General features: G+C 61.4%; 14 protein-coding genes, 1 tRNA gene and 1 riboswitch. Of the genes, 7 read left to right on the top strand and 8 right to left on the bottom strand.

The annotated features are described in order from the left end of the window. Positions 1-115: 115 nt before the first annotated feature. A riboswitch (cobalamin riboswitch) is annotated at positions 116-336 on the bottom strand. A 153-nt stretch (positions 337-489) separates the two neighbouring features. Further along, positions 490-1,092 (top strand): DNA-3-methyladenine glycosylase, encoded by a 603-nt coding sequence (locus JAO77_RS13220; protein ID WP_198990839.1) that lies wholly within the window; start codon positions 490-492, stop codon positions 1,090-1,092. 124 nt (positions 1,093-1,216) lie between these two features. Here JAO77_RS13220 and JAO77_RS13225 read toward each other — a convergent pair whose 3' ends face one another. Further along, on the bottom strand, positions 1,217-2,218 hold the full coding sequence (locus JAO77_RS13225) for a cation diffusion facilitator family transporter (protein ID WP_198990840.1): 1,002 nt from the start codon (positions 2,216-2,218) through the stop codon (positions 1,217-1,219). 220 nt (positions 2,219-2,438) lie between these two features. Between JAO77_RS13225 and JAO77_RS13230 the strand changes: the two genes are divergently transcribed. From JAO77_RS13230 to JAO77_RS13245, 4 genes are all read left to right on the top strand, one after another. Then, a complete protein-coding gene (locus JAO77_RS13230) occupies positions 2,439-3,815 on the top strand; it encodes an Nramp family divalent metal transporter (protein ID WP_370550199.1) in 1,377 nt (458 codons plus the stop codon). A 152-nt stretch (positions 3,816-3,967) separates the two neighbouring features. Continuing rightward, positions 3,968-6,418, top strand: a complete 2,451-nt coding sequence (locus JAO77_RS13235) for a TonB-dependent receptor (protein ID WP_198990841.1) — start codon at positions 3,968-3,970, stop codon at positions 6,416-6,418. A 344-nt stretch (positions 6,419-6,762) separates the two neighbouring features. Then, entirely contained in the window at positions 6,763-9,963 is a 3,201-nt protein-coding gene (locus JAO77_RS13240; RefSeq protein WP_198990842.1) for a SusC/RagA family TonB-linked outer membrane protein, read from the top strand. A 21-nt stretch (positions 9,964-9,984) separates the two neighbouring features. Then, the gene (locus JAO77_RS13245) at positions 9,985-11,277 is read left to right on the top strand and encodes a RagB/SusD family nutrient uptake outer membrane protein (RefSeq protein WP_198990843.1); all 1,293 of its coding nucleotides are present in this window, start codon (positions 9,985-9,987) and stop codon (positions 11,275-11,277) included. A 109-nt stretch (positions 11,278-11,386) separates the two neighbouring features. On the opposite strand, the gene JAO77_RS13250 is transcribed toward JAO77_RS13245, so the two are convergent. After that, positions 11,387-12,091, bottom strand: coding sequence for a zinc-ribbon domain-containing protein (locus tag JAO77_RS13250; protein ID WP_198990844.1), 705 nt, complete (start codon positions 12,089-12,091; stop codon positions 11,387-11,389). Between the two features lie 122 nt (positions 12,092-12,213). Between JAO77_RS13250 and JAO77_RS13255 the strand changes: the two genes are divergently transcribed. Then, entirely contained in the window at positions 12,214-14,430 is a 2,217-nt protein-coding gene (locus tag JAO77_RS13255; RefSeq protein WP_198990845.1) for a B12-binding domain-containing radical SAM protein, read from the top strand. On the opposite strand, the gene JAO77_RS13260 is transcribed toward JAO77_RS13255, so the two are convergent. The 3 genes from JAO77_RS13260 to JAO77_RS13270 are packed head-to-tail and all read right to left on the bottom strand — an operon-like array spanning position 14,427 to position 16,294. Then, positions 14,427-15,443, bottom strand: a complete 1,017-nt coding sequence (locus tag JAO77_RS13260; protein WP_198990846.1) for an alpha/beta hydrolase — start codon at positions 15,441-15,443, stop codon at positions 14,427-14,429. The genes JAO77_RS13255 and JAO77_RS13260 overlap by 4 nt on opposite strands. Before the next feature lie 14 nt (positions 15,444-15,457). Further along, positions 15,458-16,006 carry a GNAT family N-acetyltransferase gene (locus JAO77_RS13265; RefSeq protein WP_198990847.1) on the bottom strand — a complete coding sequence of 183 codons (549 nt, stop codon included), beginning with the start codon at positions 16,004-16,006 and terminating at the stop codon, positions 15,458-15,460. Between the two features lie 45 nt (positions 16,007-16,051). Continuing rightward, complete coding sequence (locus JAO77_RS13270) at positions 16,052-16,294, bottom strand: hypothetical protein (protein WP_198990848.1); 243 nt, start codon at positions 16,292-16,294, stop codon at positions 16,052-16,054. Between the two features lie 100 nt (positions 16,295-16,394). Between JAO77_RS13270 and JAO77_RS13275 the strand changes: the two genes are divergently transcribed. Beyond that, positions 16,395-16,467: transfer RNA gene (locus JAO77_RS13275), tRNA-Gly, on the top strand. Between the two features lie 105 nt (positions 16,468-16,572). Here JAO77_RS13275 and JAO77_RS13280 read toward each other — a convergent pair. The 3 genes from JAO77_RS13280 to JAO77_RS13290 form a co-directional block, all read right to left on the bottom strand. After that, positions 16,573-17,823 carry a 5-(carboxyamino)imidazole ribonucleotide synthase gene (locus JAO77_RS13280; RefSeq protein WP_198990849.1) on the bottom strand — a complete coding sequence of 417 codons (1,251 nt, stop codon included), beginning with the start codon at positions 17,821-17,823 and terminating at the stop codon, positions 16,573-16,575. Continuing rightward, positions 17,820-18,347, bottom strand: coding sequence for a 5-(carboxyamino)imidazole ribonucleotide mutase (gene purE / locus JAO77_RS13285; protein WP_198990850.1), 528 nt, complete (start codon positions 18,345-18,347; stop codon positions 17,820-17,822). The genes JAO77_RS13280 and purE overlap by 4 nt, the downstream gene beginning before the upstream one ends. Positions 18,348-18,472: 125 nt before the next feature. Further along, positions 18,473-19,750 carry a dihydroorotase gene (locus JAO77_RS13290; RefSeq protein ID WP_198990851.1) on the bottom strand — a complete coding sequence of 426 codons (1,278 nt, stop codon included), beginning with the start codon at positions 19,748-19,750 and terminating at the stop codon, positions 18,473-18,475. Between the last annotated feature and the right edge of the window lie 25 nt (positions 19,751-19,775).

A 19,775-nucleotide genomic window follows, 5' to 3' on the forward strand; every position in this document is an offset into this window, starting at 1 on the left:
GGCCGCTGAAATGGCCAGCTACGCTGAAGCTGAGGCCGGAAGCGACATCTTAACCAAGCCTAAGGCCCGGCGAAGACGTGCGTTTCCGTTCTCCGCCCGTCCGCCGCGAGCGCTGAACCTGGTAAGTGCCCTGGCAGGTCTCCTGGCTTGCGCTGCCGGGTGGGCGGCCTTCCCGCGGCGCTGGCTGCCTAGGTGGCAGCCAGCGCTAGCAGTGGCATGGGGTGCCCACCCCGATGTAGCGCGTACAGTTGCGGGGACAGCTCCGGCTTCGAACCGGATTCCCTTTTCAACCTCGCTCCGCAAAAGAGTCTGGTCACCATAGCACTACAAATGTACGATGCGTGAACTGTCTGCTAGCACGCGCGTAACGAAGTAAGCGCGGCAATTCTTCCTTCAAATCAGCCTTGTTGTAGTTGCTGTCCTAGCGACTAAAGAAAGATTATCGCGCTTTCCTTCGTTGCGTTCGCAACGGTAACGCCATTATTCCCTTTGAAACTTCCCGCATCCTTTTTCCAGCGCCCCGACGTGCTCGCCATTGCCCGCGAGCTGCTGGGCAAGCACGTGTTTACGCGTATCAATGGCGAGCTCACCGGCGGCCGTATCGTCGAAACCGAAGCCTACCGCCACCTAGGTGACCCCAGCATTACGCTGCACTTGCAGCGCAAGGCCAAGCAGGCGCGGGGCCTGTACCAGCCGGGTGGCACGGCCTACCTCTACACCGTGTATCGGGTGCACACACTCTTCAACATCACCACCCACGACGCCGAGCACCCCGACGCGGTGCTCATTCGGGCCATCGAGCCGCTCGAAGGCATCGACGTGATGCTGCGCCGCCGCGGCCTGGCGGCTGTGGCCCGCAACCTTACGGCCGGCCCCGGTGTGCTCAGTCAAGCCCTAGGTCTCACGCCGGCCCTCAACGGCGAGGTAGTGACCGGACCGCATATCTGGTTTGAAGACGCGGGCGAGATGGTGCAGGATGAGCAAGTAATCGCCAGCTCCCGCGTGGGCCTGGAGTACGCAGGCGCCGAAGCCGTGGCGCTCCCTTGGCGCTTTCGCCTGAAGGATAGCAAATGGACTAGCCCGGCCAAGTAAGCTATAGCTAGCGTTTGTCATTGCGAGCGCAGCGCGGCAATCTTTCCTTCACGCTCGGAGAGCATCACAACGAAGAAAGAAAGATTGCCGCGCTGCGCTCGCAATGACAGCTCATTGCTCACTGTTAATTGCTCATTGTCAAGTGGTGGCGCTCGTCTTTCACGGCGTTGTGGATGTCCCACACTACTTCGTGCTCGAAGGCGTGGCGGCGCACGGGGCAATCGGGCATATGGCACAGTGAGCAGGCCGCGTACGAGCAAGGGTCGGCGTGCACAAACATCTCGATTTCAACCGCCGCGAAGCGCGCCCGAATCAGCTCCTCTACCTCGTGGATTTCGGTGTGCACTTTTTCGAGCGAAAAGTAGTAGGGCATCTGCATGTGGCAGTCGATGTGCAAGTTGGCACCGTAGCGCTGCACGCGCAGGTTATGCACATCTATCCAGCAGGGGCGACGCAAGCGCTGCAATTCGGCGATGACCTCGGCCACGGTGGCCAGGTCGCTCTCGTCCATGAGGCCGCCCACGGCGCTACGCAGCATTTGGTAGCCATTAAACAAGATGAAGGCCCCTAGGCCGAGCGCCGCACCCGCATCGAAGCGTAGCACGCCCGTGAAATGCACTAGCACCAGCGCAGCCGACGACACCAAGCTCGTGAGCGCGTCGATGTACAGGTGCTGCCCGTCGCCCACCAGGGCCACTGACTGCACCTTGCGCCCGGCCCGCACCAGCCACAGCCCTAGGCCAAAGTTGACCACCGAGGTGCTTGCTAGCAGCGCCACGCCCCAATCGGGCCGCGCCACCGGGTGCGGGTGGATGAAGCTGAGCGTGGCGCTGTACAAGATGAAAGCGCCCGCAATGAAAATCAGCGCGCCCTCGAAGCCCACCGATAGGTACTCGATTTTGCCATGGCCATAGGGGTGGTTTTCGTCCTTGGGCAGGTCGGCGAGGTAGAGGCTATACAGTGCAAAGCCGCTCGTGAACACGTTGATAATGCTCTCCAGCGCATCCGTCAGCACCACTTGCGAGTGGGTGAGGCGATAGGCGTAGAACTTGGTGAGCACCAACCCTATGCTGACGACGAGCGAAAGCAGGCCTAGGCGGCGCTTGAGGCCAGGCGAAGCAGCCATGAAGAAAAAATTTGTGAAAAAGGCCCGCAAAGGTCGGCACGAAACGGAGCCAGCCGGTGCGGCCGTACAAGCCCCAACCACGGCGGCCCCGTGCAGGTGCCCCGGGGGGCACCTAGGCAGAAACCTTTTACGCGTTTTTATAGTATTTAGGTTAGTTTAAAATAATTTTTAGGCTAATCTAAAAATTCCATTACATTTGCTCTAATTCATTAAGTACTACGTGTTGTTACCTTCTACCTCCACCGTCGATAACCCAGCTACCCCCGGGCCCGAGCCGGGCTGGCGCCATGCCCGCCGGGGCACCTCGCTTAGCGAAGTACACGCCAGTATTCCGGTGCCGGGGGCGGGCGCTACGTTCTGGCAGCGCTTCCGGGCCTACTGGGGGCCGGGCCTGCTGGTAGCTGTGGGCTACATGGACCCCGGCAACTGGGCCACCGACCTGGCCGGCGGCGCCCGCTTTGGCTACACGCTGCTGAGCGTGGTGCTCATCTCAAATCTGTTTGCGATGCTCTTGCAGCACCTGGCAGCCAAACTCGGTATTGTGACTGGCCGCGACCTGGCTCAGGCCTGCCGTGACAATTACTCCAAGCCCGTGGCCGTCGGTCTCTGGGTGCTGTGCGAGGTGGCCATCGCGGCCTGCGACCTGGCCGAAGTTATCGGCTCGGCCATCGCGCTTAACCTGCTCTTCGGGCTGCCCCTGCCTTGGGGCGTCGCCATCACCACCCTCGACGTGCTGCTGGTGCTACTGATGCAAAACAAAGGCTTCAAGCTCATTGAAAGCCTAGTGGCAGGTCTTATCTTCTTGATATTCGCCTGTTTCCTCTACGAAATCATCGCCTCGAAGCCCGACTGGCTGGGCCTAGCCAAAGGCCTGGTGCCGCAGCCCGAAGTCGTGACCAACCCGGGCATGCTCTACGTAGCCATCGGCATCCTAGGGGCCACTGTGATGCCCCATAACCTATACCTGCACAGCAGCATCGTGCAGGTGCGCCAGATAGTGCCCACTGAGGCCGGCAAGCGCTCGGCTATCAAGTTTGCTACCATCGACTCGACAGTGGCCTTGTTCTTGGCCTTTTTTATCAACGCCGCCATTCTGGTCACGGCCGCGGCGGCTTTCCATGGCAAGGGCTACGAAGACGTGGCCGACATTGCTGATGCGCACAAGCTGCTCACGCCAGTGCTGGGGGCAGGGGCGGCCAGCGCCATTTTTGCTATCGCACTACTGGCCTCGGGCCAAAGCTCGACGCTCACCGGCACCCTAGCTGGCCAGATTGTGATGGAGGGTTTCCTCAACCTGCGCCTCAAGCCCTGGGTGCGGCGCCTTATCACGCGGTTGGTAGCTGTGGTGCCGGCGATGATAGTGGCTGTGCTCTACGGCGAAAAAGGTACTGGCCAACTCTTGGTATTCAGCCAAGTAGTGTTGTCACTGCAATTGTCATTTGCAGTGGTGCCACTGGTACTTTTCACCAATGACAAGCTCAAGATGGGCGTGTTTGTAAACCGCCCCTGGGTGCGCGTGGTGTCCTGGGTAGTAGCCAGTCTCATCATCGCGCTCAACGTGTTTTTGCTCTGGCAAACGGTGGCGGGCAACGAGTAGCACGGGGGGGTACGCCCACCTGCTCGCCCGGCCAACGAGGTGCTTTTAGTAGCCCTGTTTTCGACGACGATTCCTCCTTTTTCAAGCGGCTGAAAAGCTGGCTCAGGGCCGCGCCTTATCCCTAAGTGTGGGCTTTTACTACCGGGTATGTTATGAAGCAACTTCTCCTCTGCCTGCTACTTACACCCTTTTTGGCCCAGGCTCAAGGCCTGCGCGGTCACGTACAAGACGCCGCCGGGCAGCCTGTGCCTTTCGCCAGCGTGGCCGTGCCAGCCTTGCACCAGGGCACTACCGCCGATGCGGCGGGCGACTTTACGCTGCCAGACCTGCCGGCCGGGCCGCAGCAGCTCGAAATCAGCGCCGTGGGCTACACTCCGGCTCGTCCAGCCGTGACGCTACCGCTTGCCCAGCCGCTCTTGGTGCGGCTGGCCGCCAGCGAAAAAGCCTTGAGCGAAGTAGTGGTGACGGGCGTAGGGCGGGCCACCGAAATTCGGCGCTCGCCGGTACCCATTGCGGCGCTGAGCCAGAAGGAGATTCGCCTGAATGCCAGTACCAACGTCATTGATGCGGCCGTGCGGGGCGTACCGGGGCTAAGCGCCGTCACGACCGGACCCAATGTGAGTAAGCCTTTTATCCGGGGCCTCGGGTACAACCGGGTGCTGACCCTCTTCAATGGTCTGCGCCAGGAAGGCCAGCAGTGGGGCGACGAGCATGGCATCGAGGTCGATGCCTACGGCGTGGATAGGATAGAGGTAGTGAAGGGCCCGGCCAGCCTGCTCTATGGCTCCGACGCCGTGGCCGGCGTGGTAAACCTGCTGCCCGCGCTACCTAGTGGCCCGGCCGGCGAGCTGCACGGCGAGGCCCTCACAGAATACCAGTCGGTGAATGGCCTGTTGGGCGCGTCCTTAGGTCTGAATTATCAGAAAAACGGTTTCCAGACGAGCTTCCGCGCTAGCCAACGCCTGGCCCGCGACTACCGCAATGCCGTGGATGGGCGCGTGTACAACACCGGCTTTCGCGAGCTAACGCTAACTGGCATGGTGGGTGTGCAAAAGCGCTGGGGCGGCGCCCACCTCTGGCTAACCACCTATGACAACCACCAGGAAATACCCGATGGCAGCCGCGACTCGCTGAGCCGCGCCTTCACCCGACAGGTGTTCGAGTCGGACGCCGACGACATCCGTAACCGCCCCGTAGTGAGCGGCGACGAGCTGCGTAGCTACCGCATCGGCGACTTGCGCCAGCACATTCGGCACTACCGCGCCTTTGCCAGCGGCGAGGTGAAGCTGGGCGCCGGCGAGCTGCGCCTGCTGCTGGGCGTGCAGCAAAACCACCGCCAAGAGTTCAACCACCCCACTGCGCCCGACCAGCCGGGCCTCGACCTACGCCTGACCACCACCAGCTACGAGGCGCGCTACTTGCTGCCCACCTGGCGCGGCCTGGAGCTAACCGTGGGTGCTAATGGCATGAGTCAGGTAAACACCCACTTGCAAGCCACCGACTTTCCCATTCCGGCCTACCGCTTGTTCGATATCGGCGGCTTCGGCGTAGCCAAAAAGACCCTGGGTAAGCTGGAGCTGACCGGTGGCCTGCGCTACGATACTCGCAGCGTGCGTTGGGATGATTTTTATGTGGCACCCAACCTAGGAACGGGTTTTGAGGGTGCCGGCAGCGCAACCACGCCCGGCGCGGCCCTGCAGTTTCCAACGTTTCGCAATTCGTACCGGGGACTTTCGGCCAGCCTGGGTGGTAGCTACGCCCTAGGGAGCCACTTAGTGCTGCGCGCTAACATAGCGCGGGGCTACCGGGCGCCCAACATCCCCGAAATTGGTTCCAACGGCCTCGACCCCGGTGCGCACATCGTGTACCTGGGCAACCGTGGATTTCAGCCCGAGTTCTCGTTGCAGGAGGACCTGGGCGTGCTGTGGCAGTCGAAAAATTGGGAAGCCAGCGCCGAAGTTTTCCACAACTACGTGGATAACTTCATCTACCAGGCGCGTCTTTTTGATGCCCAGGGCCAGCCCGTGGAAGTGGTACCTGGCAACGCAACCTACCAGTATCAGCAGGCGGCCGCTCGCCTTTATGGCGGCGAAATTAGCTTCAACCTACACCCCACTGCCCTGCCCTGGCTGAGCTGGCGTACGGGTGCCGCCCTAGTAGTGGGCCTCAATGACAACCCCGCGCTGCGCGAGCGGGTAGGCGATGCCGCCCGCTACCTGCCCCTGATGCCGCCTGCCCAGGCCCGCACCGAACTGCGCCTCACCGCGCCTACCCGGCCTGGTGCCCGCCTCGCGGCCAGCTACCTGCGCCTGACCCTGGACGGCACCGCCCGCCAAAACCGCTACTATGCCGTAGATGGCGCCGAAACCGCCACCGCCGGCTACGTGCTGCTGGGCGTGGGCCTAGGTACTACCTGGCGCACCAAGGCCGGGCGCGAGGCGCTACGGCTATTTGCGCAGGTTGATAATCTATTTGATACGGCCTACCAGTCGCACTTGAGCCGACTCAAGTATTTCGAGTACTACGCGGCCTCTCCCAGCGGCCGGCTCGGCATTTTTAACCCCGGTCGCAACGTGGGCGTGAAGGTGGTGGTGCCGTTTTGAGCACATGGGTGAGGTAGCTAGGGCTTGTCAGACCGAGGCGCTGCTTCAGTAGCCTAGTACATGTACCGTCCCCTCACGTCTGTCATGCTGAGCTTGCGAAGCATCTTTTCACGTTGAAATAACTAATCCTAGCGTGAGAAGATGCTTCGCAAGCTCAGTATGACAGACGTGGACAGACGTGGTTTTGTTTGTTGGATATATGTAGGTTCATGCAAGGACTTGTAGAGTATACGAGGCATCTGGCGTAGGCTAAAGGGGCTATGAAAAGCAGCGAATTAAGGAAAAATGAAAATATTTCTTATCATTGACGCGGTAGAATATTTTCCTCTTTTTCCTTCTCTTCTATGCCCAAACTATACTCTTCTGGCCGATGCTGGCCGCAGGGGGTGTTCCTTCTGCTTTGCTTGGTATTGTTACATACGGCTGCCTGGGCGCAGTCTGCTGCGGGGCAGCGCTTTACGCTGCAAGGCCGCGTCACGGATGCCACGGGGCAAGGCCTGCCCGGCGCCACGGTGTTGCTGAAAGGTACTGGCCTAGGCGCCGCTTCGGGTGGCGATGGCGCGTACTCCATTACAGGTACCCGGCCGGCCGGTGCCTACACCCTCACGGTGTCGCTGGTGGGCTATAAGACGGAGGCGCGGCCCATTACCCTAGGTAGTGCCGAAACGGTGACCACCGACGTAACCCTGGCCGAAAGCCGCCAGGACCTCGACGAGGTAGTGGTAGTGGGCTCGACCGTGACCACCAGCCGCCGCGAGCTGGGCAACGCCATCAGCACCATTAATGGCAATGACTTGACGCAAAGTGGCTCGGGCGGCGTGCTCAACTCTTTGCAGGGCAAGGTGCCCGGTGCCCAAATCACACAGAACTCGGGCGACCCGGCGGGCTCTATTTCGGTGCGCCTGCGCGGGGTGCACTCGCTATCGGGCTCTTCCGACCCACTCTACGTTATCGACGGCGTCATTGTCAGCAATGCCAGCACCAACGTGTCGCAGCTGGCCCTCACCAATGACATCGGGCAGGCCAATGCCGGGCAGAACCGCCTGGCTGACCTCAACCCGAATGACATCGCCAGCATCAACGTCATCAATGGCGCGGCGGCCGCAGCGCAGTACGGCTCGCGGGCTTCCAATGGCGTGGTGCTCATCACGACCAAGCGCGGGCAGGCGGGGGCACCTAGGGTGTCTTTTTCGGGCAGCTTTCAGCTAAACGAGCTGCGCCACATGGTGCCGGTGAACACCTACGGTCGGCAGTTTGGCTACGCGGGGCTGCGGCTCTACACCATCGGGGTGCCAGCGGTGGCCGCCAACCCCGGCGTGACGACCACGGGTATCACTCGCGCCAACGTCACGACCCAGCTCGCTACCAACCAAGTAGACGTGACGCGCTACAACTACTTCGACCAGATTTTCCGCACAGGCTACGGCACCGATGATGCCGTGTCGGTGGCCGGCGGCTCGGAGCGCACGCAGTACTATTTCTCCCTAGGGTACCTCAAAAACCAGGGCATTATCAAAGGCACCGACTTCACGCGCTACAACCTGCGGGCGCGCATCGACCAGCGCCTCACCGACTGGGCCAAGGTGTCGGCGGGCATCAGCTACATCAATAGCTTTTCGAATGAGAAGGCCAACGGCAACGTCTTCTACAGCCCGATTAACTCCATTAACATCACCAACAACATCTACGACATCACGCAGCGCGACGCGGCCGGCAACCTGCTGGCCGTGGAGCCCACCCGCGTCAACCCGCTCTCGACCATCGAGGACATGAAATTCACGCAGGGCGTGAACCGCACCGTGAGCGACGTGCAGGTAAACCTGACGCCCGTGAAGGGCCTGAGCGTGGACTATGTGCTGGGCGTGGATGCTTTCTCGCAAGTAGGACAAGGTTATATCCGTCCCTATCCCTATCAAGCCACGGCAGGTCTGCCGGCCGCGCGCTACCCCTTGGGCTACGCTTCAAACGCCAACAATGTGTCTATTCAGCTGAACTCCGACTTGAACGTGGGCTATGAGCGTTACCTGACTGAAAAATTGAAAATCAGTTTGTTGGCTGGGTATAGTTATCAATATAGTCGGCAAGAGCTTACAACTACGCAGGGTCAGAACTTGGCGCCTTTTATCACTACTGTAAATGGAGCATCCAGTACGACAGTAACCTCTGGCTACAATGTCAACCAATTAGACCTAACTGGAATATATGCTCAGGCTACTGTTGGCTACCAAAATCTGGTTTTCCTGACCGGCGCAATTCGTCGCGACCGCTCTACCGTTTTTGCTGAATCGCAAACCAACCAGTATTATCCTAAGGTCAGTGCTTCGCTGGTAGTCTCTGACCTTGGCATTTGGAAGAACGCCAGTATATCTAAGGCATTCAGTACATTCAAACTTCGCACTAGCTATGGCGAAGCTGGTAATCTAGCTGGCAATGACCCATACTCTCGGTTTTACCAGTTTCAGCCAGTGGGTTTCTTGGGACGAAATACCATTGTACCGAGTACCCGACTAGGTAATCTAGGTCTCCGGCCTGAACGAAATAATGAATGGGAGGGAGGCGCTGACCTAGGCTTTTTCAGCGACCGGCTAGGTCTAGGTGTCACAGTCTATCATCAAAAAATCACTGACCTGCTTGTAGTACGCAACTTAGCTTCTTCGACGGGTGGAGCTACTGTACCTGCCAACGTGGGCTCGATGGAAAACCGTGGCCTCGAAGTGGTGCTGAGCGCCACGCCCGTGAAAATCACCGATTTTACCTGGGACCTGACCCTCATTTACAACCGCAACCGTAACAAGGTGCTCGACCTGCCAGGCTCGAACGGCGCCACGCAGGCTATCTCGATTGACAACGCGGCTGGCGCGCCGGTATACCTGCTCAACGGCCAGCCGGCGGGTGTGTTCTACGGCTCGACCTACGCCCGCAACCCCGATGGCTCGCTGCTGCTCACGCCCCAAGGCTTCCCGCAAGATGAGCGCACCAGCGGCCAGGCCGTGGGCTCGACCACCTTCACGCCGGCCCGCGAGGCCAACGGCCAGCCCAGCTACGCCGCCGGTACCGCCGTGGCCAACGCCGTCATCGGCAATCCTAACCCCAACTGGACGGGCTCGTTCAACACCAATTTTGCCTACAAAAAATTGTCGTTGCACCTGCTGCTCGATGCCGTGCGCGGCGTGAGCGTGTTCAACGCTGACAAGCGCACCCGGCAGGGTGTGGGCCTCGGCGACCTGGCCGAGCAAGAACTGCGCGGCGACCTGCCCCGCGGCTACATCTTCGCCATCTACAACACCCAGCAGTTTCGCGTCGATGACGGCTCCTACGTGAAGCTGCGCGAGGTGGCCCTGAACTACGCGCTGCCCACATTCAGCAAGTATATCAGCGGGTTAAGCATTGCCCTGGTGGGCCGCAACCTCTATTCGTGGGATAACTACAACGGCTTCGACCCCGAAACCAGCGCTGGCGGCTCGTCCGATTTGCTGCGTGCCATCGACTTTGGCAACGTGCCGATTCCGCGCACTTACCAACTCAAGCTTTCGGCTACGTTTTAGCGCATATAGCAGATAATCATTATGAAAAAGCTATTTTTTCTGGCTGCCCTGCTCTCGCTCGGCGCCTGCAATAAGGAATACACCAATCCCAGCTCGGCCAACCAGACGCAGGTTGTCACCTCGTCCGATGGCCTCATCACGCTCTGCAATGGCTTGCAGTACCGCTACAGCACGGGCGGTCTGTTGAGCGTGCTCTACAACGCCGCCGCCCTAGGTGGCCTCAGCACCCGCGAGCTGAACGTACTTAACGTGGGCAACATCGAGGAATACAACGTGAGCCTAGGGGCTGGCAACGTGAACAATAGCAACGGCGTGGTGCGCAACGTCTGGACCCAGTGCCAACTGGTGCGTTCCAACGCCGACCTGGTTCTGGCTAACGCTGGCAATGCGCCCGACGCCGGCACTCGCAGCGGCATCGTGGCCTACGCCAGCATCTTCCGGGCCCTGGCCCTAGGTACGCTGGCCGAGTTTTTTGAGCAAGCGCCCCTCATGACGGGCGACAACGCGCCCTTTGTGCCCCGCGCCCAGCTGTTAACTTCCGCCGTGACGCAGCTCGAAGCGGCCGCTGCGCAGCTTACTACTACGCCCGTTTCGGCCGATTTCACTAGCAAAATCGTGCCCGGCCTCGACCTGGCCAACACCTTGCAGGCGCTCATTGCGCGCTACAGCCTGGAGGCTGGCAACTACGATAAGGCCCTTACGGCGGCTGCTAAGGTCGATTTGACGAAGAAATCGGTGTTCAACTTCGATGACAACACCCGCAACCCGATTTTCGAAGTGGCCTTCGGCAACCGCAACGTGTTTGAGCCCACCGATGCCAACCTAGGGCTCACCGGTGCGCTCGCCCCGACAGCCGGCGACCAGCGGCTAGCCTTCCTAGTGCGCGCCAACCCTGCGCCAACCCAAAACCGTGGCCTGGCTTTCTATACGGCGAACAATGCGCCCATTCCGGTGTATTTGCCGGGCGAAATGTTGCTGATTCAGGCCGAAGCCTACGCCCGCAAAAACGACCTGACCAATGCCGTTAGCTTCCTCAACCGCGTGCTCACCAAAACGCCCGCCCAGGATATTTACGGCCTAGGTGCGGCCCTACCCGCCTACAGCGGCGCGCTCACCCAGGATGCCGTGCTGCTCGAAATCCTGCGCAACCGCAATATCGAGCTGGCTTTCCAGGGCTTCCGCTTGGCCAACAGCCGCCGCTTTAGCCGGCCCGGCCCCGGCACTACGGGCGCCGAGCGCAACCGCACCTTCTATCCTTACCCTCGCACCGAGCGCGAGAATAATTCTTCTACCCCTGCCGACCCAGCGATATAAGGTATTAGCTATGGTCACCTTTGGAGACTAAGGGCGGCTATTGAATAAAAAAGAGCATGCAGGGCTTAGCCCTGCATGCTCTTTTGACTTTATGAGTGCAAATGGCTAATTACTTGCGCACTACTGTCAAGAGCTTGGTCTTGTTCATTGCCGCTACATTGGCGCGGGGCATGGGTACCAAGAAGTTATTAAGCTGGCTCATCATCGAGTCTTGGTGCGCGCTAACAGCCTCTAGGCTAGTGGGCCGGTAGGTGCTGGTTTGCAGATAGAGCGTGTCAGGCGCGATGCGAGCCACGCGCATCAGGTTGTAGTGTTTGTCTGGGTTGCGCATGGCGTAGATGTCGGCCACTCTTGGCGCTGCCAGCAGCGGCTCATTGGCGGCAGGGTCGGCGGCTACTAAGGCTTCTTCCATAGCCGAGGCGGTCGGGGCCGCTCCCACTACATTGGTCAGTTGCTTGGCGGTGGGGTGCTTTTTGCCACCTAGGGCGCCTACCGCCATCAAGCCCACAAAAAGCACCCCAACTACGGCCAGCGCCAGGTAATTTGTGACCGGGATGCGGGCCTGCTGCTGTGCCTCTAGCGCTGGCTCGCGGTAGGTGGGTGGCATCTGCTTGGCTTCAAATACTTGCTGGCAATGGCCGCATTTGCTCACGCTATTTTTGCCCATCGGCAACACCGGAATCCAGAACAAGTGCAGGTAGCGCGAGTAAACGGTGATGAACACGGAGTTGCGCGTGCCGCAGTTGACGCACGAAACGCCTGCTAGCTCGAAGCTGCTGATGATGGAGGTGCCAGTGCCGAAAAAGAAAATCATGAGAATGAGGAAGTAAGAAGTGCTCCCAAAGAAACACGCAAATCGGAACTGCCCCGCGCCTGAGCGCCCTTGTCTTCGCAAAAGGGCTGAACCTCTGCGCCCGCCCGTAGGTTTGTAGTCCCGTGTCTACCGCTTCGCCCCGCCTTCTGCTGCTCACGCCGCCGCTTACCCAGCTCAATACACCCTACCCGGCCACGGCCTACATCAAAGGCTTCTTGAAGGGTAGAGGCTACGAGGTGCGGCAGGCCGACCTCAGCATTGGCTTGGTGCTCAAGCTCTTTTCGAAAGAAGGCCTAGGGCGGATGTTCGACGAAATCGAGGCCGGCGGCTACGACCTCAGCGACAATGTCAAGCGCATGCTGCGCCTGCGCCGCCGCTATGAGGCCACCATCGGCCCGGCCATTCGGTTTTTGCAGAATAAGGACCTGACGCTGGCGCCGCGCATCTGCCACGGACGGTTTTTGCCCGAAGCCAGCCGCTTCGACAATGTGGCCGACCTTGAAACAGCCTTTGGCACGATGGGCCTCACCGACCAGGCTCGCCACTTGGCCACACTATATCTGGAAGACCTAGCCGACTTGGTGAAGGAAACCGTGGGCCCGCAGTTTGGCCTGTCGCGCTACGCCGAGAGCCTGGCTATGTCGGCCACGCACTTCGACCCCCTGCACGACGCCCTGCAAAGCGCGCCTAACCTAGTCGATACCATGCTGCTAGAGCTGCTCGACGAGCTGCTGGCTGAGGTGCAGCCCGATATCGTGGGCTTCACGGTGCCCTTTCCTGGCAACCTCTACGCGGCCCTGCGCCTGGCGCAGCGCATCAAGCAAGTGCGCCCCGCCACCGCCACTGTGATGGGCGGCGGCTACCCCAATACCGAGCTGCGCGGGCTGAAAGAACCGCGTTTTTTCGATTACATCGATTACCTGACGCTGGATGACGGCGAAGGCCCCTGGCTGCGGCTCTTTGCCTATTTGCAGGGCCAACTGCCGCAAAGCGAGTTGCAGCGCACCTTCCTGCGCAATGAGGCTGGCGAGGTCGAGTACCTCAACTATCCGCACCCCGACATTCCGCACCCCGAGGTAGGCACGCCCGACTACTCCGACCTGCACCTAGGCGATTATTTATCGGTAATTGAGGTGCTGAACCCCATGCACCGCCTCTGGAGCGATGGCCGCTGGAACAAGCTCACCGTGGCCCACGGCTGCTACTGGAAGCGCTGCTCGTTCTGCGACGTCACGCTTGATTATATCGGCCGCTACGAGGCCGCGCCCGCCACGTTACTGGTTGATAGAATCGAGCAGATAGTAGCCCAGACCGGCCAAACGGGCTTTCACTTTGTAGACGAAGCCGCGCCGCCGCTGGCCCTGCGCGACTTGGCCATCGAGCTGCTCAAGCGCCGCGTCAGCATCAGTTGGTGGGGTAATATTCGGTTCGAAAAGACCTTTACGCCCGACCTGTGCCGGCTGCTGGCCGCCTCGGGCTGTATTGCCATCAGCGGCGGGCTCGAGGTAGCGTCCGACCGCCTGCTGGCGCTCATGGAGAAGGGCGTAACCATCGCCCAGGTGGCGCGCGTCACGCAAGGCTTCACGGCGGCGGGGGTGCTCGTGCACGCCTACCTCATGTACGGCTTCCCGACCCAAACCGCCCAGGAAACCGTGGATGCCTTGGAGGTTGTGCGGCAGCTTTTCGAAACGGGTATTGTGCAGAGCGGCTACTGGCACCGCTTCTCGATGACAGCCCACTCGCCCGTGGGGAAAAATCCCGCCAAGTACCAGGTGGCCGCCGTAGGCCCCGAGCCCGGCCCCTTTGCCTGGAACGACCTCTGGCACGATGACCCCCTAGGTGCCAACCACGAGCAGTTCGGCCCCGGCCTCGCCAAAAGCCTCTACAATTACATGCACGGCGTGGCCCTGCGCGAGCCGCTCAGCTTCTGGTTCGATTTCAAAACGCCGCGCCCTACGGTGCCCCGCCAGCTCATTCAGCAGGCCCTAGGTGAGCCCGATAAGCCCGACGCCGCCCAGCCCAACCGCCGCCTCTTCTGGCTCGGCAACGCGCCCGAACTGAGTTTCCGCACGAGCGGCGGCAATGGTCCTAAAGACAAAAAAACGACCCGCGCCATCCTCACCTGCTACGAGCAAGCCGAGGACTTTGAAGTGAAAACCACCGAGCTTATCGGCCCCTGGCTGCACCAGCTGCTCACGCGCCTCAGCACCGACTACGACACCAAAGTATTGCTCAAAGAAGCTGGCGCCAGCTTTCCCACCGGGGCCGGCTCTTGGGAAAACTTTCTGCAAAGCCCCGCCTGGCAGTTGCTGCGCGAAAAGGGCCTGCTATTGATTTAACGGGGTGGTTGTAGCTCCCGTAGCCAACCCACCACGGCTTCTACTAGCCCCGCGCCCTGGCCGCGCAGCACCCGGGCGCGCGGGTTGGCAAGAGCAGTGCGCAAGCCCGCTGCCGTGCGGACGGTAGAGGCATCGGTAGCTTCATAAATTCCCAGCACGCGCTCGGTGCGCGCCAGCGTGCGCCACACCGGACGCGTGGCGGCAGTAGGGGAAGGGGCCCCCTGCACCAGCACAAAAGCTGGCCTAGGGCTACCTAGGGCGGGCTCGGCCAGCATAGCCGCTAGCAGCGGGGCGCGCCTGCCGGCCGCCCAGGCGCCTACCCGCGCCGTATCGACGCCCGGCGTGCGGCGCAGGTAAGCAAGGGCGGCCGTGAGGTGCGGCGGCGCCAGAGTATCGGCGGCGGGCAGCAGCAGTACGGTATAGCCTTCGCGGGCCAGTGCATCGGCCCAGGCGGGGGCGCCAGGGGCTGTGTCGGGGGTAGGAAATACGGCCAGGGCCACGCCAGGCAGCGTTTCGTCGGCGGGGCTAAAGAGCAGCGCTTGACCGCTAGGTCCTGCTACTTCATCGCGCCGCACCCGGTACACGGCCGGCTCGGCCGGCCCTCGCCGCAGTAGCAGCACCGGGTAGCTAACCGAATCGACGGCCAGCGCCCCGCGCCAGAAGTTTCCTTGCTGCGTCAGCGTCAAGGTTTCGTCCGTCCGCCCGGGCCGCACCAGCCTAAGCGTGTTTTGCGCAAAATCCAGCGTGTCGGCTACGAAGCTGAGGCTCGGAGCGGTGGGTACTACCAGCTCGGCATCGTAGTGGCCAGGGCGCGGGTGGCGCACCTCCAGCGCAGCCCGCAGCGCGGGTTGGCCGGGCACGTCTAGCGTGCCGGCAAAGTGGCCGGTGGGTGGGTGAGCCGCTCCCGCCTGCCCGCTAGCCGCCTCAGGCTGGGCTTGGCAGCTAGCCAACCCAGCCAGCAGCCCAAGCAGGGCGCCGAAGCGAACGCGTATGGTGTAAGCAAAAACCTGCACGGCCAAATATACGCCTAGGTGCGTCCCGCCAAGCCCTTGCGCAGAATGAGGTCGCGCTGTATGTCCGTGCCCAGCTTGAAGGCTTGCTCGCCAACTTCCCGAAAGCCAAATCGCTGGTAAAAGGCCTTGGCGCGCTCATTACGCTCCCACACTCCCAAGACAATAGCCGTGCAATGCTCGGCCTGCGCTAGGTCCAATACCCGGCGCATCAGCGCGGCCCCTAGGCCGGTGCCAATCCAGTCCTCAACCACATAGAGCTGCTTCACCTCAAGGCGGCCCTGCGCTGATTCTTCGGTCCCAAGGCCTAGGGTCGAGTCGCGCCAGAGCTTGGCAAAGCCTACCAGCTCGCCCTGCATCTCGGCCTGCAAAAACGTGCACTGCGGCTGCTGAAGCTCACCAAGCTGGATATCGGGGCCGTACGCCTCGGCCAGAAAGGCGGCCATATCTTCGGGCGTATTATCGGCGGCGAAGGTTTCGCTAAACGTTTGGCGACCTAGTTCTGCTAGGCGGGTAGCCGTGGCTAGGTTGGCCTTGGCAATAGAGATGCGGAGGGGAGAAGACATACTAGGGGCAAAGGTCGGGCGCACCACCTAAACCAGCGCCACCACCTAGCCCGCCTGCCCTACGCGCCAGCCCACGTAGCTAGTAACCACCCCCGCCCCTATACCCAGCACCACGCCCAGCAGGGGCTGAAACTCTAGCAAGCCTAGGGCGCGCCAATTAAATAGCAAGACGTACAGCTTAAGTAACTGCCCGAGCACTAGCAAGATGCCCGCTGCAATAAGCAAACCGGCCACCATGCGGCGCGAAAAAGGCGTGAGAACGGTGCGGGACGGGTGACGACGAGGCATACGTGACAAAGTAAACGCCAAGGCCAGGCTCGATGTTCCGGGCTTTTTCAACTACTTGCTATTTAGCCAAACGGCCGTACCTTTGCCAGTACCAACCCCCGCGAGAGTAGCTCAGTTGGTAGAGCATCAGCTTCCCAAGCTGAGGGTCGCGAGTTCGAACCTCGTTTCTCGCTCAAAGTAAAACAGCCATTCAGACGCAAGTCTGAGTGGCTGTTTTCTTTTCGGAAAATATGTGCCTTTATGTAGTAGGCCGTTGCGCTAAGGCTAGGCGATGGGCCCTAAATAGTATCCAGCCTTGGCAAGCGGAGCAGACCGGCGGCGCGACGCGCTACGGTTTTGACACTGGTACTATCTGGGCCGGTGATGGTCAAGTGGCCCATTTTGCGGCCGGCGCGCGCTTCTGCCTTGCCGTATAGGTGCAGGTGGGTGCCCGGCAAGCTAAGTACGGCCTGCCAGTCTGGCGCCTGCGGTTGGGCATCGGCATCAAACCACACGTCGCCCAGCAGATTGAGCATGATGGCGGGCGAATGCTGGCGTGGCTGCGGCAAGGGCAGGCCCGCCATGGTATGCACCTGCAGGTCAAACTGCGACGCGTCGCAGGCGTCTATTGTGTAGTGGCCGCTGTTGTGCGGGCGCGGCGCCATCTCATTGACTACCAAGCCGCCGTGCTCGCTGCCATCGTCTACCACAAAAAACTCGACGCACAGCACGCCCACGTAGCCTAGGTGCTGCGCAATGGAAATGGCTGCCTCGCGGGCCCTTGCGGCCAGGGCCGGGGGCACTGCGCCTTCGTAGGCGTGGGTCACGGCCAGAATGCCCGCTACGTGCACGTTGCGCTGCGGGGCGAAGCTGACGACTTGGCCATCCCAGCCGCGCGCCACCAGCACCGAGCACTCGGCGGTAAGTGGCAGCATCTTTTCCAGCACGCAGGCCACGCCGCCTAGGTCGGCCCAGGCGGCGGCCAGCTCGTCGGCAGTCTTCACGCGAACCTGGCCTTTGCCGTCATAGCCTAGGCGCGCGGTTTTCAGAATGCCGGGCAGCAAATCCGTCCGCTCGGCCAGCACAACCTGTAGCTGAGCCGCCGTCTCAACCACCGCATAGGGCGCGCAGGTCACGCCCGACACGTCGGCGCAGGCCGCGAAATGAGCTTTTTCCTCGATGCGGTCTTGGGCGATGCCCACCACGGCCGCGCCGGGCGCTACGGACCGGGTCTGCGCCAGCGTCTGTAGGGCCTGGGCGGGCACGTTTTCAAACTCGGTGGTGATGGCCTGGCACAGGTGGGCCAGCTGCGCCAGGCCGGCCGGGTCATCATAATTGGTTTGGATATGGTGGTGGCTCACCAGACCGGCCGGGCTTTGCGCGTCGGGCTCCAGCACGGCCGTGAAGTACCCTAGGCGCTGGGCAGCGTGCACAAACATGCGGCCCAGCTGGCCGCCCCCCAGCACCCCTAGGGTAGCCCGCTGGCCCGCGGCGTCTACGCTGCCAGGAAAAATCGGGAGCAGGGCGGCTACGTGCGTATCGGCGCTCATACGGGCAGGGTCATGGCGCGGGCGGCCTCGGTTTGGTCGGCGCGAAACTGCTGCAGCTTGGTCGCTAGGTCTGGGTTGTGCAGGGCTAGCAGGCTAATCGCGAACAGCGCGGCGTTGGCCGCCCCAGCCGTACCGATCGCAAACGTGGCCACCGGTATTCCTTTAGGCATCTGCACGATGCTGTGCAGCGAGTCTACGCCCTGCAAATGGCGGCTGGCCACCGGCACCCCCAGTACGGGCACTGTGGTTTTGGCGGCCAGCATGCCTGGCAGGTGGGCGGCCCCGCCTGCGCCAGCAATGATGGCCTGCAAGCCACGTGGGCCGGCCTGCTCGGCGTAGGCAAATAGGTCGTCGGGCATGCGGTGGGCCGATACCACGCGCGCTTCGTGGGCCACGCCAAACTGCGTGAGAAGTTGCACGGCGTGCTGCATGGTGTCCCAGTCGCTGTTAGAGCCCATAACTACGCCAATCAGCGGCCTAGGACTGGAAGTATCGGGGGTATTGGAAGTAGGGAGGGTACTCATCAAAAATTAGTTGTGTCAGGCGGCGCTTGTTGACGCATAGCTACTGCACTGCTGAGCGGTTTGGAAGCAGCAGCGATGCGCCAACAAGCGCGGCCCGACGGTCTTATTCGGCCAGGCGTTGCTTACTAGCGCTCCAGCAAAATTTCCGTGCCCAAAATTACCAGGTCTACCCGGCCCTTCAGCGTTTGGTCGATGAAGGGCGTGTTCTGGGACTTTGATTTCATGAAATCGCGCGTGAACGTTGTTTCCGCCTCGGTATCGAACAGGACGCAGTTGGCGGGCTGGCCAACTTCGATACTGGCCACCGGCAGGTCCATCAGGCGGCGAGGCTCGGCCGAGTAGCGCTTCACCACCAGGTCCCACCCAAACTTGCCGGGCTCAACGAAGAAGTGGTGCAGCGACACAAGGGCCGTATCGAGGCCGGTGATGCCGTTGGGCGCGCTAATGAAATCCTGGGCTTTTTCGAACGGCGTGTGGGGCGCGTGGTCGGTTGCAATGAGGTCAAACACGCCTTCCTTGAGCCCTTCTAGCAGCGCATCGCAGTCGGCCTGCGTGCGCAGCGGCGGGTTCATCTTGTAGTTGGTGTCGTAGTCGCCGATGTGCTCGTCGGTGAACAGCAGATGGTGCGGGGCCACTTCGGCCGTCACCTTCACGTCGCCGCGGGCTTTCCACCCGCGAATGGTTTCCATCCCCAGCTTGCTCGACACGTGCTGAATGTGCACGTGTGCGCCCGCCGCCCGGGCCAGCCGGATGTCGCGGTCAATAATGATTTCTTCGGCGCAGGCCGGCGAGCCCTTGATGCCCAGCCGGTAGCTCATCACGCCTTCGTTGAGGGCGCGCGGGCCGGCCAGCTCCGGCACTTCGCAGTGGCTGGCAAAAAACATCCCGAACTCGGTGGCGTACTGCATGGCCCGCAGCAGCACGGCCGGGTCGTTGGTGGTGTCGCCGTCGTCGGTGAGCATTTTCACCCCTAGGCCGCGCATGCCCTCGATTTCGGCTAGTTCCTTGCCCTCGCGGTTCTTCGTAACGCAGCCCGAGGTGTACACCGGAATGCGCGAGCGGTCCTTGGCATTTTCCAGCACGGTGGCTACGGTGGTAGCCGAGTCGAGGGCCGGGCGGGTGTTGGGCATCATCACCACGCCGGTCACGCCGCCGTTGATGGCCGCCTCGCTACCGGTGGTGATTGTTTCCTTGTTTTCGAAGCCGGGAGCGCGGAAGTGCACGTGGGCATCGAACATACCGGGCATCAGCACCCGGCCGCGCGCGTCGATAACGCGGGTGCCCTCGGGCACAGCCAGCTTGGTACCAATATCCTGGATTTTTCCTTCGACAATCAGGACATCGCCCTCGCGCAGCACGGGTGAGTTTTCGGAGGCGATGCGGGCATTTTGTAGGAGGAGCATGAAGTGATAAGTTCTGTAAACCGCT

The sequence above is a fragment of the Hymenobacter sp. BT559 genome (genome assembly GCF_016427535.1).
Lineage (GTDB): Bacteria > Bacteroidota > Bacteroidia > Cytophagales > Hymenobacteraceae > Hymenobacter.